Source organism: Helicobacter sp. MIT 00-7814 (assembly GCF_003364115.1).
Lineage (GTDB): Bacteria > Campylobacterota > Campylobacteria > Campylobacterales > Helicobacteraceae > Helicobacter_F.
Genome location: NZ_NXLL01000025.1, coordinates 13,751 through 31,449, shown reverse-complemented (window position 1 = coordinate 31,449; position 17,699 = coordinate 13,751). Strand labels below are relative to the sequence as shown.

Below are 17,699 nucleotides of genomic sequence, written 5' to 3'. Positions count from 1 at the left end.
TGACTTTGAATCCTATGAGCCACAAAGTGCAAACGCGCAACTTTTTAGCACGCAACCAAAAATTAGCGAGGATTCTAAGACGATAACCACCCAAACGCTGAAAAAAGATAGAGAGATTATCTCAAAAGTTAAGAATACAAAATCTGTTCTTTTGTTTTTTCAATAAATGCTATAATTGCGCCTTTGTCTTTTAGACTATTTTCCCAAACAAAGGCGATAGGAGCGCGCAAACAATGAATACTAAAAACCTGCAACTTATCCAAATACAAGGCGCAAAAGAAAATAACCTTAAAAATATCAATTTAGAGATTCCCAAAAATCAGCTCGTGGTTTTTACGGGCTTGAGCGGAAGTGGGAAAAGCACGCTGGCTTTTGACACGCTGTATGCGGAGGGGCAGCGCAGGTATATTGAATCGCTTTCAAGCTATGTGCGTCAATTCCTTGATAAAGTCGGCAAACCAAATGTGGATAAAATCGAGGGACTCACGCCTGCGATTGCTATCGATCAAAAGACGACTTCTAAGAATCCGCGCTCAACGGTTGGGACGATTACTGAAATTTATGATTATTTGCGCCTGCTGTTTGCGCGCATAGGGGTGCAGTATTGCCACATTTGCGGGGAGAAAATCTCACATATGAGCCAAACTGATATCATCGCGCAGGTGCTGGAATTAGAGCAAGATTCCACCCTTATAATCCTAGCACCGATTGTGAAAGAAAAAAAAGGCTCATTTGCTGATAAGATAGAATCCCTGCGCCAAAAGGGCTTCGTGCGCGCGCAAATCGATGGTGTGATGACGCGCCTAGATGAAGAAATCGAGCTTGCAAAGCACAAAAAGCACACAATTAAGGTGGTGATTGACAGAGTGATACTAAATAGCGACAATAGCACGCGTATCGCTCAAGCCATCGAAAAGGCGCTTAAAGAATCTTATGGCGAGGTTGAAATCGAGCAGACTTTGCCTTCAAAACCACGCGCAGTAGAATCTCACGCGGTAGAATCTGAAGAATCCGCAACGCACGCAAAAGATTCTAAAGATTCCAACCAGCGCAATAAGACTTCACAATCTCAACAAGCAGAAAATGCTGAGTATGCACGCGAAACGGAGGCAAAGCGGAATTTACTTCCGCGAAGTGATACTATTAATGGAAAAGAAATACGCCATATCCACTACAGCGAGCATTTTGCGTGCTTTAATTGTAAGGTGAGTTTTGAAGAGCTAGAGCCGCTTAGCTTTAGCTTTAACTCCCCAAAGGGCGCTTGCACGGATTGTCTAGGGCTTGGGGTGAAATACACAATCGATGTGAAAAAAATCCTTGATAAATCACAACCCCTAAAAAAAGGCGGGATAAAAGTCATCTTTGGCTACAATCGAAGCTACTACGCCGAGCTGTTTGCGGGCTTTTGCAAGGCGTATGATATTGATATGGAAAAGAGCTTTGAAGAGTTAGATTCTCAAAAGCAGAATCTCCTTTTGTATGGCGCGCCAAATATGGTAAGTTTTAAGTGGAATAAAAGCACACTGGAACGCCCGTGGAAGGGCATTATCCAAATTGCGTATGATATGTTTAAGGACGATAAGGACTTAGGCGACTACACGACTGAAAAAACCTGCCCCACTTGCAAAGGACATCGCCTAAATCTCCCTTCCCTAAGTGTGAAAGTCGGCGGGCTTGGGATTGGCGAGATTATCGATTTACCCATCGAGCAAGTTTTTGCGTTTTTCAAAGATGATGCGCATTTTGAGAGTTTAAATCCACAGCAAGCGATGATTGCCGCGCCGATTTTGAAAGAAATTAGAGAGCGCCTCTTTTTCCTTGATGATGTGGGGTTAGGCTACCTTAGCCTTGGGCGCGATGCGCGGAGCATTAGTGGCGGTGAAAGTCAGAGAATCCGCATTGCAAGCCAAATTGGAAGCGGGCTTACGGGCGTAATGTATGTGCTTGATGAGCCTAGTATCGGCTTGCATGAGCGCGACACGCTGCGGCTTATTAAGACTTTGCGCTCACTGCAAGAAAAGGGCAATAGCGTGATTGTCGTGGAGCATGATAGAGAGACGATTTTGCACGCGGATTTTATCGTGGATATCGGACCCGGCGCTGGTGTCAATGGCGGAGAAGTCGTCTTTAGCGGGACAAAGGAGCAATTGCTTAAGGCTAAAACGCTCACTGCAAGCTATTTGAAAAATGAGAATCTCATCGATCACCGCCACAATCGCGCGCAGGAAAAGTGGCTTGAGATTAAGCATGTGACGATTAATAATATTAAAAATCTTAGCCTAAAAATCCCGCTAAGTAACTTTGTCTGCGTCACGGGCGTGAGCGGAAGTGGGAAAAGCTCGCTAATTTTGCAAACGCTACTGCCAACGGCGCAGGAGATTCTCAACAATGCTAAAAAAATCCACAAATGCGATGGTGTGGAAATCGTGGGACTGGAGCAGTTAGATAAGGTGATTTACCTTGATCAAAGTCCTATCGGGCGCACGCCACGCAGCAATCCAGCGACTTATACAGGTGTGATGGATCATATCCGCACGCTTTTTAGCGAAGTCAAAGAATCTAAACTGCGCGGGTATAACGCGGGGCGCTTTAGCTTCAATGTCAAAGGTGGGCGGTGCGAAAAGTGTCAAGGTGAAGGCGAGATAAAGATTGAAATGCACTTTTTGCCTGATGTGATGGTGAAATGCGATGCGTGCGGGGGTAAAAAATACAATCCACAAACGCTAGAAATCCACTACAAGGGCAAAAATATCGCTGATGTGCTGGCGATGAGCGTGGAAGAGGCGCTGGAATTTTTTGCCAAAGTGCCAAAAATCGCAAGTCAGCTTAGCACGCTATGCGCGGTTGGGCTTGGGTATATCCATTTGGGACAAAATGCGCTAACGCTTAGTGGCGGGGAAGCCCAACGCGTCAAACTTGCCAAAGAGCTAAGCCGCAAGGACACGGGCAAGACGCTCTATATCCTTGATGAGCCGACTACAGGACTGCATTTTGCCGATGTCGATAAGCTCATAAAAGTATTGCACCATTTAGTCGAGCTTGGCAATAGTATGATTGTGATTGAACACAATTTGGATTTAATAAAAAATGCAGATTTTATCATCGACATAGGACCGGAAGGGGGCGATAAAGGCGGTAAAATCGTAGATTGCGGCACACCAGCAACGCTTGCTAAAAATTACGCAAAAACCGGCAGCTACACGGGGAAATTTTTGGAGAATGAGTTGAGGGCGCTAGGAGGGAAATAAAAAATTACAAAGGTCAATCAGGAAGTTTTATCTTTGGTTGGATTATTTTCAAAACGCTTGCGTTCGATATGCTCAGAAAATGACTTTCTTTGCAAAATAGCAAAACAGGCTATGCGAAAAGCAAGAAAATATAAGCCCAAAGCTAAAAATATCCAGCTAGATTTTCCGTGCCACCATAGCAAACCAAAAACAAGAGAATAAAGCGCATAATATACTACGCGAAATTTGTCAAGATTAGTGATGATTTTGCGCGCAATTAAGGAAATCTTAAAGCGTGGCTTCACACAAAACTCGAGGAATTTAGACAATGGATAAAGCGCAAAAAGCCCTAGAATAGTACCCCACTCATCAATATAAGGTAAACTTACAGCAAAAAAACGTAAAAAACTCATAAAGGGAACCAAAAAAAGATTAACCATATTGCGCTGTGAATTATAAATAAGATATAAAATTTGTATTGCAATTACACCTAGCCCCACAAACACAGCAAACTGCCTATCAATAGCATATAGCAAAGCAAATAAAATCACAGCAAACACGCAGCGTCCTAATATGATTCTGCCAAATTGTGCTTGCATCTTTTCAAGCATTTGCTCTGAGAGTCTAAGTGTAGGATTTACCTCTTTTTTTATTGTAAAAATGTCATTTTGCATATAGCCGTTTGCGTATATTATATCAATGAGGCAGAGCGCTAATGTCAGCTTTAAGACACCTTCGATGGAATACGCGTTAGGCGCAAAATACATATATGTAGCAATTGTTGGTATAAAATACAAAAAAATAAAAGAAACTTTATGGACAATCCCTTTAAGTCTTGTCTCACAAAGATAGACAAATGGCGCAAAACTTAACATAAAAAAATACATTTCATACCTCTATAATTTGGATGTTTTTTAGATTTTGTGAAAGCCAAAACTTCTTATGTCTTGGATATGAGATGATAAGCGCCTCCTTTGCTTTTTTGCAAAGCTCAATATCACTCAAATTATCCGTGGCAATAAAATCAATTTCTTGAAATAAATTGTGCTTTTTACCTAATAAATCATTTTCCAAAACGCCGACACACAAGCCATTTTTATCATATTTCAAAGAAGAAGAATAAAACTTATCAATGCGTAATTTTTGCGCGATAGCATAAGCCACACAATCTATTGTGGCAGAAACCAAAACCACATCGCTAGTTGAAAATTTTTGCAACAATTCAATAACTTCCTTTCGCTTTTTGCGTACCAAAAATATGCTTACAAATTTTACGCCTTGGCTATATAAAGAGTCTTTAGATTCGCCTTTTAATGTTTTTATGAATATTTCTCGCACCGGAATAATTTCTTTTTTAAGGCATTTTTTGGAAAATTTATTTAGCGCGCGTGTAAACTTAGAGCGCAAAAAGCTCAAATAATATTTTTGTGCGCCCTTTGCTCTCCATTGACAAAAATCAAGCGTAGTATTTGAGTCATATAATGTGCCACAAATATCAAAAACAACTCGCATTAGCGAAGCCTTTGGCGAATGGCATTTCCTAGTGATTTAGGTAATATTTTACGAATACTTACGCGTGGTAAGACATAAAATAAATAGTAAAGTGTGTGTGTTAAAGGATAATAAAACATGTATTTTTTACCTATTTTTATATTTTCCAGAAAAATAGACATACCAATTCTAGAGGAAATGCCATTGGTATTATAGCTAGCAACAATTGTTTGTATTTTTTTCCACCTATATCGTTTTGCATAAAGAATAGCAAAAAAATCCATATCTCCAAGTATTTGAAATGTATCATCAAAATAATATTTTTTTGCAAGATAATTTTTTACAAAAGTGGCTTGATGATTAGAAAATTCCAAAGTAAAAGGACCAAAAACAATATTTTTATAAAATTTTATCTTGCGATGATTCTCGTCATAGCATATTTCTACTCCACCATCCACGACATCATACTCATCATCAAGCAGTGAGGACACATCACTCAATACGCTTGAGGCATAGAATCTATCCCCGCAATTCATAAAATTACACCATTGACCGCTGGCAAGATCGATGCCTTTGTTCATCGCATCATAGATCCCACTATCTTTTTGACTTAGGAATTTAAAAGTGAAATGCGGATTGTCCTTGTGTGTGCCTTGCAGATAAAAGCTAGGAATGTCGTATTTGATACTAAAAGGTGCTGGCTTGCCTAAAATCGCAGAATCTAAGCTGGCGAGATTCTCTAATTCCTCTTTGCTAAAATCATCAATTGTTGAGATGCTTGATTCTGGTGGGTATTCTCCAACGACAAGGCTAGAATCTAGCGCGATTTCTCGCAGAGCAGATTCTATAGTCTCGCGCGTGCCATCAGTGCTCGCGCCATCGATGAGAATGTATTCGATATGCGGATAGCTTTGATTGATTACAGAATCCATTGTTTCTTTGATGTGCGCGACATCGTTATAAACAATGGTTACAACGCTAATTTTTGGTTGATTCATAACAACGCTTTTTTAAATGCAATTTAACTAGCTACTGCGTTTTTCCATAATTTCTTTTGCAATGTTGTTTGGCACTTCGCCATAATGGTCAAATTCCATCGTGTAGGTCCCGCGCCCTTGTGTAGCGGAGCGCAAATCCGTAGAATAGCCAAACATTTCAGCCAAAGGCACAAATGCATTGACAATTTTAAGGCCCATTCTGTCGTCCATTGAGTTGATTTGTCCGCGTCTGCGGTTAAGGTCGCCTATCACATCGCCCATATATTCCTCTGGCACTTCAACTTCAACTTTCATCAACGGCTCAAGCAACACCGCATTTGCCTTGCGACACGCATCTTTAAATGCCATTGAGCCGGCGATTTTAAACGCCATTTCACTAGAATCCACATCATGGTAGCTTCCATCATAAAGCGTCACCTTGAAATCCACCACCGGATAGCCCGCTAACACACCGCTTTGCATCGCCTCTTGGATACCTTTATCCACCGCAGGAATGTATTCCTTTGGAATCACACCACCGCTAATATCATTCACAAACTCATAACCAGTGCCGGGCTCTTTTGGCTCAAGCTTGATAAACACATGGCCGTATTGTCCGCGCCCACCGGATTGCTTGGCGTATTTGCACTCTTGCTCGACGCTACTTCTGATAGTCTCGCGGAATGCCACTTGTGGCTGTCCGACTTCCGCCTCGACTTTAAATTCGCGCTTTAGCCTATCCACGATGATTTCAAGGTGCAACTCACCCATACCACCGATGAGCGTCTGCCCTGTCTCCTCTTGCGTGCTTACCCTAAAGCTTGGATCCTCTTCTGCAAGCTTGCCGAGCGCGATTGACATTTTTTCTTGGTCTGCCTTTGTTTTTGGCTCCACGGCAATGTGAATCACAGGCTCTGGGAATTCCATACGCTCCAAAATTACCGGCGCTTTTTCATCGCAAAGCGTGTCTCCTGTGAGCGTTTCTTTCAATCCCACAAACGCGCAAATTTCGCCCGCGTAAATCTCCTTAATATCCTCTCTTTTGTTAGAGTGCATTTTAAGCAAACGCCCTACGCGCTCTTTTTTGCCTTTTGTAGAGTTTAACACATAGCTTCCAGATTCTAGCTTCCCGCGGTAAGCGCGCACGAAAGTGAGCTGTCCGACAAATGGGTCAGTCATAATCTTAAACGCAAGCCCTGCAAATGCGCCATTATCGCTAGATTCTACACTTAGCTCGCTTTCATCTTTTGGATTAATCCCTTTAATCTCTGCAACTTCAGTTGGCGCAGGAAGGAAATCCACCACCGCATCAAGCAAAGTCTGCACGCCCTTATTTTTAAAGCTCGAACCACAAAGCATTGGAATAAGGCTCATATTTAAGCAACCTAATTTGATACCTTTTTTGATCTCTTCAATGCTCAATTCCTCGCCACCAAGATATTTTTCCATTAGCGCTTCATCTTGCTCGGCAACAGATTCCAAAAGCTTTTCTCTATACTCCGCTGCTTTATCTGCAAGCTCTGCTGGAATCTCCTCTATGTCGTATTTTGCGCCCATAGATTCATCATTCCATACAATGGCTTTCATCTGCACGAGATCAACCACGCCTTTGAAGTTTTCCTCCGCACCGATAGGAATATTAATCGGCACAGGATTGGCTTTGAGGCGTTGCTTGATTTGAGATTCTACATTGTAGAAATTTGCGCCGATTCTGTCCATTTTATTGACAAAAACCATTCTCGGTACGCCGTATTTATTTGCTTGTCGCCAAACGGTTTCACTCTGTGGCTGCACACCACCAACGGAACAAAACACCGCCACAGCACCATCAAGCACACGCATAGAGCGCTCAACCTCAATAGTGAAATCCACGTGTCCGGGGGTGTCAATAAGGTTTATTTGATAATCTTTCCAAAAGCAAGTAGTCGCCGCAGAAGTAATCGTAATCCCGCGCTCTTTCTCTTGCTCCATCCAGTCCATTGTCGCCGCGCCATCATGCACTTCGCCGATTTTATGACTAACGCCTGTATAAAACAAAATGCGCTCTGAAGTCGTCGTTTTACCCGCGTCAATGTGGGCTGCAATACCGATATTTCTAATACGCTGAAGTGGGGTAGTTCTTGCCATAGGATTTCCTTAATTTATAGTTTTTGGGAGCTTGCAAGCCTGCAATTTTGAATCTAAAAACAGCAAGGCTCGCGGATTCTAGGTTAAGCCTAAGCTTACCAGCGATAATGCGCAAAAGCTTTGTTTGCCTCTGCCATTTTATGCACATCTTCTTTTTTCTTAAACGCCGCGCCTCTATCATTTACAGCGTCCATTAACTCATTTGCCAAACGCTCTACCATTGTGCGTTCATTGCGCTTTCTTGTAGCTTCGAGAATCCAGCGGATAGAGAGCGATTGTTGGCGTGCTGCGCGCACTTCTACAGGCACTTGATAAGTCGCGCCACCAACTCTACGAGAGCGCACTTCTACAAGCGGACGCACTTTATCAAGAGCTTTTTGGAATACTTCAATGCCCTTTTCACCGCTTTTTTCTTCGATTTTATCAAACGCAGCGTAGATGATTTTTTCGCTTACACTTTTTTTGCCATCAAGCATCATTTTATTAATAAATTTTGTAACTACCTTATTGCCATAAATTGGATCGCCCAACACTTCTCGGACAGGAGCTTTTCTTCTTCTCATATTACTTCCTTATTTATTTTTTATCTGCGCCGGCTTTGGCTTTTTTCGCACCATATTTACTGCGTGAAACAGTTCGCTTCGCCACACCCGCAGTATCGAGCGCACCACGGATAATATGATACTTCACACCCGGTAAGTCTTTTACACGCCCACCACGCACAAGCACGATTGAGTGCTCTTGAAGATTGTGTCCTTCACCCGGGATATAACTAATCACTTCAAATTTTGAAGTGAGCTTCACTTTTGCAACCTTCCTAAGCGCTGAGTTTGGCTTCTTAGGTGTTGTAGTATAAACACGCGTACAAACGCCCCTTCTTTGCGGGCATTCTAGCAATGCAGGAGACTTTGTCTTTCTGATTGCTTTCTTTCTTTCTTTTCTAATAAGCTGGTTAATAGTTGGCACTGGTTAATCCTTTCCTTTAGATTTTAGGTTTTTTGCAGTAAAAAATGGCGCGATTATACCTCATAAAAGCTTTTATAAATCTTAGAGAGGTCAGAATCTCGCCTTATTCTGCTACATTTTTTCGATACTTAAACTTTTTGTGGCGATAAAGCCCTGTCCCCACCGGTATCATACGACCAAGCACGACATTTTCTTTCAAATCATCAAGCGTATCGGTTTTTGCTGCGATACTTGCTTCTGTGAGGACTTTTGTCGTTTCTTGGAAAGACGCAGCGGAAATCACAGAATCACTGCCAATAGCTGCTCTTGTGATACCCAAAAGCACCGGTTCAGCAATTGCTGGCTCACCTCCGAGCCTTAGTATGCGCTCATTCTCTTCTTTGAAGTGACGCTTGCTTACCAAATCGCCTTCAATAAATTTCGTATCACCACTATCTACAATTTTGACTTGACGCAACATTTGAGAAACGATGATCTCAATATGCTTATCCGCGATATTCACACCCTGTCGGCGATAGACTTGCTGCACTTCGCTTACGATATATTTATGCAACGCCTTCTCACCCGCAATGCGTAAAATATCATGGCTTGAAACCACGCCATCAGTCATCGCCTCACTCGCATGGACAAAATCGCCCGTGCGCACAAGGATTCTCTTATTTTTATCCACAGCATATTCTGCAACGCGTCCATCTTCAGCAGTGATGACGATGCGCTCTTTTCCACGCACTGCTTTACCAAAGCTCACAAGTCCATCGATTTCAGCTAGCACTGCAGAATCTTTTGGCTTCCTTGCTTCAAAGAGTTCAGACACGCGAGGCAAACCACCTGTAATGTCTTTTGATTTTGCAAGCGCTTTAGGCGTTTTAGCAAGAATCTCTGCTTCTTTCACACTGCTGCCATCTTGCACCAAAATAGCTGTTTTAGATTCCAAAGGATAGAAATGCTCTTTGTTCTGCGCGTCGATAAGCACTAACGCTGGCTTAAAGTTTGCCGGAATATATTCGCTCACAACAAGGCTCTTGCTTCCTGTAACTTCATCCTCTTGCTCGCTCACAGTAAGCCCTGAAATAATATCTCTATACTCTATCTTACCGGCTGTTTCAGCGATAACTGGATTGCTGTAAGGATCCCATTCCGCGATAATAACGCTTTCTTTTGAGATTGGCTCAGAAATGATACTTTCAGAATCCACCTTTGTATTATCATTGATGAGAATCTTAGAGTTTCTAGCGATATAGTGTCTTGTCGCCTCTCTATCATTTTCATCAGCAATCACAGCAAAAATTCCTTTTTCCTCTACTATCATGCCTTTTTTCACTTCTCTATAGCGCTCAAGCACCGCGCCATTGAGGAAGTAGAATTTCACAATGCCTTCTTCTTTTGCTTTGATAGTGCAAGCGATTGGCTCGTTATCTGCAACTTTAAGCTCACTTCCATAAGGGATTCTATGTGGGACATTCCAGCCATCTTTAATAGTATCAACCACGCTTCCGCCAGCTGAAACCTTATAGCCATTTGAATGTGGGATAAGCAACTTACCATCTACTCTATTGCCCACACCTGCTAGCTCACCGGATTTTGCTACAGAATCCTTATTGAGATTAAACTGCACTTTTTGCTTTTCGCCAATAACGCTCACCACCACTTCATTATGCACATTCTCTACCTGCACCACACCATCAAATGGGGCTTTGTATTTTGGTTCAACAAGCAACACCGCGGCATTTCTGCGGTTTGCAACGATTTTTTTGCCACCTTCTCCGGTGAAAGTTTTAATATTGTAATAACGGATAAAGCCCTCTTTGGTCGCTTCGATTTGGCGCTCCTCTGCGCTTCTGCTCGCTGTCCCACCAACGTGGAAAGTTCTAAGCGTAAGCTGCGTTCCGGGCTCACCGATACTTTGCGCTGCTAGCACGCCCACAGCATCACCCGGTTTTGCCATAGCAGATTCTCCGAGGTTAAGCCCATAGCATTTCGCGCACACGCCTTTTGGCGCTTTACAAGTTACAGGCGTGCGGATTGTGACGCTTTTTACACCTGCTTCCTCGATTTTTATCGCTTTTTCCTCATCAATCAAAGTCCCCTCACTGCAGAGAATCTCATTTGTAATCGGATCAATAACATCTTTTGCAAGCACTCTGCCCTGCACGCTTTCTCTTAGAGATTCTATCAAGTCATTACCGATGGTGATATCTGCGATTTCCACGCCCTCATGCGTGCCACAATCCTCAATCGTAACCTTCACATTTTGGCTTACATCAATGAGCTTTCTTGTGAGATATCCAGCATTCGCAGTCTTAAGTGCGGTATCTGCAAGCCCTTTTCTCGCACCATGCGTAGAGTTAAAATACTCTAGCACATTCAAGCCCTCTTTAAAGTTTGAGGTAATAGGCGTTTCGATAATCGTGCCATCAGGCTTTGTCATAAGTCCGCGCATAGCTGAAAGCTGGCGGATCTGCGCTGCACTACCACGCGCACCAGAATCTGCCATCATATAGATAGAGTTAAAGCCACCTTTATCCTCCGCGATGATTTTCATCATCTCTTTGCCCATAGCTTCACTCGTCTCTGTCCAAATGTCAATGCTCTTATTGTAGCGCTCTTGGTCAGCGAGCGAGCCTTGATCATATTGCGTTTGGGCTTTTTTAATCTCAACTTTTGCTTCATCAATGCGCTTTTGCTTATCTTTTGGAATGATAATATCAGCCGCAGAAATTGAGATTCCCGCTTTTGTCGCGTATTTAAAGCCGAGATTCTTAAGATTATCTAGGAAGCTCGCTGTAACGCCTAGCCCGCCATTTTTATGCACATAATCTACCAAAGCTCCGATATCTTTTTTCTTTAAGATTCTATTCCAAAGCGCGATTGGCACAAATTTTGGCAGGATTGATTTGATAATCATTCTACCTGCGGTGGTTTCGATGATTCTCTTATCTTCAATCGTGCGGATTTTTGCGTTAATATCAAGCTCTTTTAAATCAATCGCAATCATCACCTCTTCGCTTGTCGCAAAAAGCTTGTGTTCGCCTTTTGCGCCCTTTTTCTCTAATGAAAGATAATAAAGCCCCAAAACCATATCTTGGCTAGGCACCGCAACTGCCTTACCACTGGCTGGTAGCAAAATATTCATAGAACTTAGCATAAGTACCTTACATTCTGCGATCGCTTCTTGGCTTAGTGGCACATGCACCGCCATTTGGTCGCCGTCAAAGTCCGCGTTGAACGCCGAGCACACAAGCGGATGCAACTGAATCGCCTTACCATCAATAAGCGTTGGATGGAAGGCTTGGATTGATTGCTTATGCAATGTCGGCGCGCGGTTTAGAAGCACTGGGTAATCCTGCACGATTTCTTGCAAGCATTCCCACACTTCATTATTTTTCTGCGCGATCATCTTTGTAGCTTGCTTGAGGTTTGTTGCATAGCCCTTTTCCTCAAGTTTTGCAAAAAGATGCGGTTTGAAAAGCTCAAGCGCCATATTTTTTGGCAACCCGCACTGATCCATGCGTAAATTTGGACCCACGACAATAACACTTCGCCCTGAGAAATCCACGCGCTTACCGAGAAGATTCTGTCTGAATCTTCCTTGCTTGCCTTTGATGATTTCAGACAAGGATTTAAGCGGGCGTTTATTTGCGCCTTTGACTGCATTTGCGTTTCTGCCATTGTCAAAAAGCGCATCGACCGCCTCTTGAAGCATACGCTTTTCATTGCGGATAATAATCTCTGGTGAATCTAGCTCAATAAGGCGCTTTAGGCGCTGATTTCTATTAATCACGCGACGATAGAGATCATTTACATCACTCACCGCAAACTTCCCGCCATCAAGCGCTACAAGCGGGCGCAAATCTGGTGGCAACACCGGCAAAATAGTGAGAATCATCCACTCTGGGCGATTCCCAGAATTTATAAAGCTTTCCACCACTTTCAAACGCTTAACAATAGTCTTTTTCTTTGCCTCCGAGCTTGTGGCTTTGGCTTCTTCGCGTAAGTTTTTCAAAAGCTCTGTTAGATCAAGTTGCTCTAGCAAATCTCTTACAGCCTCGCCACCCATTTGCGCGACAAAGCCTTTATCCGCAAAGCGTTGGTTAATATTTTGGAATTGCTCCTCGTTTAAAATGTCGTATTTTAGAATAGGCTTTGTGCCCTCATTATCATACGATGCCTCGCCGGGCTCTTTGACGATATAGGCTTCATAATAAAGCACGCGCTCTAAATCTTTCATTTTCACACCAAGCAATGTGCCTATACGACTAGGCAATGAGCTCACATACCAAATGTGCGCCACAGGTGCGACCAACTCGATATGCCCCATGCGGTAGCGGCGCACTTTTGCTTCTGTGACTTCCACGCCACATTTTTCGCACACTACACCACGATAACGCATTTTTTTGTATTTACCGCAAAGGCATTCATAATTACGCACTGGTCCAAAGATTTTCGCACAGAACAATCCATCGCGTTCAGGCTTAAGCGTGCGGTAATTGATTGTTTCAGGCTTTTTGACTTCACCTTTACTCCATGAAAGAATACTCTCCGGGCTTGCAAGCACAAGTTGGAATGAACTAAAGTCTTTAGGGCGGTTATCCTCTTTAATCAAAAGCTGTTTTGGCGCGCCGTTTTCATCAAGCTCATCGCTATAGACTTTCACATCAAGCACAAGCGATTGCAATTCTTTTGTAAGCACAAAGAAAGTTTCTGGAATCTTAGATTCTCCCACAGGCTCGCCTCTTGTGATTGCTTTATACGCTTCTTTGCGCCCTTCTGTGTCATCTGATTTGATTGTAAGCATTTCTTTCAAAGTATGCGCGGCGCCATAAGCTTCAAGCGCCCACACTTCCATTTCCCCAAATCTCTGCCCACCAAAAAGCGCCTTTCCGCCCACAGGCTGTTGTGTAACAAGGCTGTAAGGTCCGGTTGAGCGCGCATGCACTTTTTCATCGACTAAGTGATGAAGTTTTAGCATATACATATAGCCCACATTTACGCGCTCAAGCATTTTTTCGCCGGTTTTACCATCATAAAGCTCGCTTTTTCCGTCCATATCAATTTTTGCAAGCTTGAAAAGTTTATCAAAGCGCTCTTGCTCGATTCCCTCAAATACAGGAATTGCGAACTTCACGCCATTGCTCCAATCGCGCGCATAAGCAATAAGTTCAGAATCTGAAATCTTTTTCAAAAACTCCGTAGCACTTGGATCATCGCTATTGACAACTTCTGAAATCTCTAGCATTTTAGCGCGCAAAGCTTTCACCCAATCTTTTTGCTGTGAGTGGAAAAGCTCTTCAATCTGACGCCCGAGATTTACCCCCACAAGCCCCAAATGCACTTCGAGAATCTGCCCGATGTTCATACGGCTTGGCACACCCAAAGGATTTAGGATAATATCTATCGGCTCACCATCTTTTGTATAAGGCATATCTACCATAGGCACGATATTTGAGACAATACCTTTATTTCCATGGCGTCCAGCCATTTTGTCACCGACTTTGAGTTTGCGCTTTGTAGCAATGTAGATTTTTACAAGCTTCACCACACCACTTGGCAAAATATCATCTTTTTCTAGGATTGAAAGTTTTTCCTCATGCTCTTCACCGAGTGCTTTTTTCTGCTCTAAGAAATTCGTTTTAAGCGCTTCATATTTTGCCTGCACTTCTTTAGAGTAGCTTTTGATAAGCGTGTTTAGCGCAAAGCGATTAATATTTGCGATATCCTCTTTTGCGACTTTTTCGCCCTTTTTAAATTTCTTGCTACCAATTGTCGCATCTGCGCTTAGCTTTTCTTTTGCAAGCATTGAAGAAATTCTCATCATCTCTTCTTGGTTAAGCATTGTAAGTCTATCGTGATGCTCAATATCAAGCACAGATTTTTCCTGCTCATATGCACTCATCGCGCGTGCGTCTTTGTCGTAGCCTTTTTTGGTGAAAATTTTCACATCAACGACCACACCTTCTAATGATGGCGGGCAATAGAGCGATTTATTCACCACATGACCGGCTTTCTCACCAAAAATCGCGCGTAACAATCGCTCTTCAGGCGTTGGCTTCACTTCGCCTTTTGGTGAAACCTTCCCAACCAAAATCATACCTTGTGAAACATAAGTCCCTATGCGCACGATTCCGCTTTCATCAAGGTGCGTTACCTCACTTTCTTTCACGCCCGGGATTTCAGATGTAATCTCTTCAGTGCCGTGCTTTAGCTCTCTTGCTTCAATTTCTTTTTCATAAATATGCACAGAAGTGAAAGTATCCTCTTTAATCAAGCGCTCACTTACGATGATGGCGTCCTCGAAGTTATAGCCATTCCACGGCATAAAGGCTACGCGGATATTTTTCCCTAACGCAAGCTCGCCATTATCCATACTCGGACCATCAGCGATAACCTGCCCTGCTTCTATGCTATCGCCCTTTTTCACAATTGGCTTTTGATAGAAAGAAGTGTTTTGGTTAGTGCGCAAATTCTTGCAAAGTGAGTAATGATCGATATATGCGCCATTTTCATCTTCACCTAAAATATAAATGCTTTTAGAATCTACTTTTTCTACTACACCACCGCGTTTTGCTTTGATAGCCTCCCACGCATCACGCGCAATAACTTGTTCAATCCCTGTGCCAACCACTGGCGCGCTAGGAGAAAGCAAAGGCACTGCTTGTCGTTGCATGTTTGAACCCATAAGCGCGCGGTTTGCGTCATCATGCTCTAAAAATGGAATGAGTGACGCTGCCACACCCACAAGCATACGCGCGCTCAAGTCGATGAGCTCAACTTTTGAACGCTCTGCAAGGATAATTTCGCCATCTTTGCGCGCTTCGATCAAATCCTCGATGATATTGCCGTTTTTATCAACCTTTGTTGAAGCTGGTGCGATGATAATGCCCTCTTCTTGTGCGGCTGTTAAATGCACGACTTCATCTGTCACCTTGCCATCTTTTACCTTGCGGTAAGGCGCTTCGACAAAGCCTAGATTATTTACGCGCGTGAAAGTAGAAAGCGTGTTAATCAAACCGATATTTTGCCCTTCTGGCGTTTCAATCGGGCAGATTCTGCCATAATGCGTAGGATGTACATCGCGCGCTTCAAAGCCCACGCGCTCTTTGACAAGTCCGCCCTCACCAAGCGCGGATAAACGGCGCTTATGCGTGATTTCTGAAAGCGGGTTTGTTTGATCCATAAATTGCGAAAGTTGCCCGCCGGTGAAAAACTCCATAATCGTGCTTGTAATCATCTTAGAATTTATCAAATCATGTGGCATAAGATTTTCAAATGAGCCATTAAGCGAGCTTAGTTTGTCGCGGATAGCCTTTTGCATTTTTGCCAAACCAGTGTGAAGCTCATTTGCCAAAAGCTCACCAATAGAGCGGATACGCCTATTTCCTAAGTGATCTCTATCATCGATATGCCCTTCGCCATTGCGCACATTCATTAGGTATTTCACGGTTGCGATGATGTCATTATGCGTAAGCACGGTAATATAATCAGGCACGCTAAGTCCGAGCTTGTGATTCATCTTCATACGCCCAACGCGTGTAAGATCGTAGCGCTCAGGATCAAAGAAAAGCTGATTTACAAAATTCTTTGCCACTTCTTTTGTCACAGGCTCGCCGGGGCGCATAACTTTGTAGATTCTAATTGCTGAAAGCTCATTTTCATCTTCGATTTTTTCGCTTTGCTTCAAAAGACGCAATGCTTCCGCGTCACTTGCAAAAGAATTAATAATCGAGTTGTCCAAGCCTTGCGCGCTGTCATTTGCAATGCTAAATTCTTTAATGCCAAGTTCGCTAAGTTTTGCAAGTTTATTTTCATCAAGTTGCGTTAGGACATCAAACAAAAGCTCGCCTTTTTTGTCAAAAATCGCCTCGCTCAAGTATTTATGCGTAAGATTTTCGCTCGGATATTCCATCCAGCCGATTTCTTTTTCACGCTCTTTGAGCTCTTTTGCCTTTTTGCTTGAGAGTTTTTTACCAGAAGCCACAAGGAGATTCCCTTTAGAATCTTTAATGTCAAATTCCGCGCGCACGCCGATATTTTCCACACTAAAAGGCACAAGGTATTTATCTTTTTCCGCGCGCACTTTAAGCGTTGGGTAAAAAATATTAATAATATCTTGCTTTGTGTAGCCAAGCGCACGCAAGATAATCGTCACAGGCACTTTTCTGCGCTTATTAATGCGTGCATATAAAATATCTTTTGAATCATACTCAAAATATAGCCACGCGCCTCTATCAGGGATAATTTGCCCAGTATAGATAAGCTTATTTGAAGAAGTATTTGACTCCTCTTCTTTGAATATTACACCCGGGCTTCTGTGGAGCTGATTTACAACCACGCGCTCTACACCATTGATGATAAAGCTTGTGCGATCCGTCATAAGCGGAATTTCACGCACATAAATATTTTGTTCTTTTACATCTTTTACGCCAAGTCGCTCACCACTTTTTTCATCTTTTTCCCAAAAAATAAGGCGGATTTTCATCTTTAGAGGAATGGCGTAAGTAATACCACGCACCATGGCTTCTGTAGTCGTATATCTAGGCTTGCCAAACTCGCACCCTGCGTATTCTAAAGTAATGCGCCCTTGTGCGTCTTGGATGGGAAAAATTGATTTAAAAACTTTTTCAATTCCGCTTTCTCTTGTAGAATCTGCGGATAAAAAATCATTGTAACTTTCTCTTTGAAGTGAAAGCAAATCAGGAACATCAAGAAGTTGTGGATTCTTAGTAAAATCGATTCGGAGTCTATTTTTTAGCTTTGTTTGTTTTGACATTTATCCAACCTTGTGTAGTAGATTTTAAGAGCAAACACTCTAAAGAAATCTCTTTTTCATAACAAAGACTTCTGCAAAGTGTCTTCTAAATTTTTATAACTTAGGACTTTATCACTTTTAAGATAGCCACCCCAAGGGGGGTTT

The 17,699-nt window shown here is 42.7% G+C and carries 8 protein-coding genes; 1 reads left to right on the top strand and 7 read right to left on the bottom strand.

Annotated features, from left to right (window positions below):
• The first annotated feature begins 233 nt into the window (after positions 1 to 233).
• On the top strand, positions 234 to 3,248 hold the full coding sequence (gene uvrA, locus CQA49_RS07895; RefSeq protein WP_115575421.1) for an excinuclease ABC subunit UvrA: 3,015 nt from the start codon (positions 234 to 236) through the stop codon (positions 3,246 to 3,248).
• A gap of 17 nt (positions 3,249 to 3,265) precedes the next feature.
• Here the strand turns inward: uvrA and CQA49_RS10060 are convergent, their stop codons facing one another.
• The 7 genes from CQA49_RS10060 to CQA49_RS07860 all read right to left on the bottom strand — a co-directional run bounded on the left by CQA49_RS10060 (position 3,266) and on the right by CQA49_RS07860 (position 17,555).
• Positions 3,266 to 4,114 (bottom strand): hypothetical protein, encoded by an 849-nt coding sequence (locus CQA49_RS10060; RefSeq protein ID WP_115575420.1) that lies wholly within the window; start codon positions 4,112 to 4,114, stop codon positions 3,266 to 3,268.
• Between the two features lies 1 nt (position 4,115).
• Complete coding sequence (locus CQA49_RS07885) at positions 4,116 to 4,739, bottom strand: haloacid dehalogenase-like hydrolase (protein WP_115575419.1); 624 nt, start codon at positions 4,737 to 4,739, stop codon at positions 4,116 to 4,118.
• Positions 4,739 to 5,716, bottom strand: coding sequence for a glycosyltransferase (locus CQA49_RS10320; protein ID WP_220271736.1), 978 nt, complete (start codon positions 5,714 to 5,716; stop codon positions 4,739 to 4,741). Before CQA49_RS10320 ends, CQA49_RS07885 begins: the two co-directional genes overlap by 1 nt.
• A 27-nt stretch (positions 5,717 to 5,743) precedes the next feature.
• Entirely contained in the window at positions 5,744 to 7,822 is a 2,079-nt protein-coding gene (gene fusA, locus CQA49_RS07875; protein ID WP_115575418.1) for an elongation factor G, read from the bottom strand.
• Positions 7,823 to 7,917: 95 nt separating this feature from the next.
• Positions 7,918 to 8,385, bottom strand: a complete 468-nt coding sequence (gene rpsG, locus CQA49_RS07870; RefSeq protein WP_115575417.1) for a 30S ribosomal protein S7 — start codon at positions 8,383 to 8,385, stop codon at positions 7,918 to 7,920.
• Positions 8,386 to 8,398: 13 nt separating this feature from the next.
• Positions 8,399 to 8,788 carry a 30S ribosomal protein S12 gene (gene rpsL / locus CQA49_RS07865; RefSeq protein WP_115575416.1) on the bottom strand — a complete coding sequence of 130 codons (390 nt, stop codon included), beginning with the start codon at positions 8,786 to 8,788 and terminating at the stop codon, positions 8,399 to 8,401.
• 103 nt (positions 8,789 to 8,891) lie between these two features.
• Positions 8,892 to 17,555 carry a DNA-directed RNA polymerase subunit beta/beta' gene (locus CQA49_RS07860; protein WP_115575415.1) on the bottom strand — a complete coding sequence of 2,888 codons (8,664 nt, stop codon included), beginning with the start codon at positions 17,553 to 17,555 and terminating at the stop codon, positions 8,892 to 8,894.
• Positions 17,556 to 17,699 lie beyond the last annotated feature (144 nt).

Excerpts from the sequence above, each read along its gene's own strand:
- CQA49_RS10320 (WP_220271736.1), bottom strand. The coding sequence starts at position 5,716 with ATGAATCAACCAAAAATTAGCGTTGTAACCATTGTTTATAACGATGTC.
- rpsG (WP_115575417.1), bottom strand. The coding sequence starts at position 8,385 with ATGAGAAGAAGAAAAGCTCCTGTCCGAGAAGTGTTGGGCGATCCAATT.
- CQA49_RS07885 (WP_115575419.1), bottom strand. The coding sequence starts at position 4,739 with ATGCGAGTTGTTTTTGATATTTGTGGCACATTATATGACTCAAATACT.
- CQA49_RS10060 (WP_115575420.1), bottom strand. The coding sequence starts at position 4,114 with ATGTATTTTTTTATGTTAAGTTTTGCGCCATTTGTCTATCTTTGTGAG.
- uvrA (WP_115575421.1), top strand. The coding sequence starts at position 234 with ATGAATACTAAAAACCTGCAACTTATCCAAATACAAGGCGCAAAAGAA.
- CQA49_RS07860 (WP_115575415.1), bottom strand. The coding sequence starts at position 17,555 with ATGTCAAAACAAACAAAGCTAAAAAATAGACTCCGAATCGATTTTACT.
- fusA (WP_115575418.1), bottom strand. The coding sequence starts at position 7,822 with ATGGCAAGAACTACCCCACTTCAGCGTATTAGAAATATCGGTATTGCA.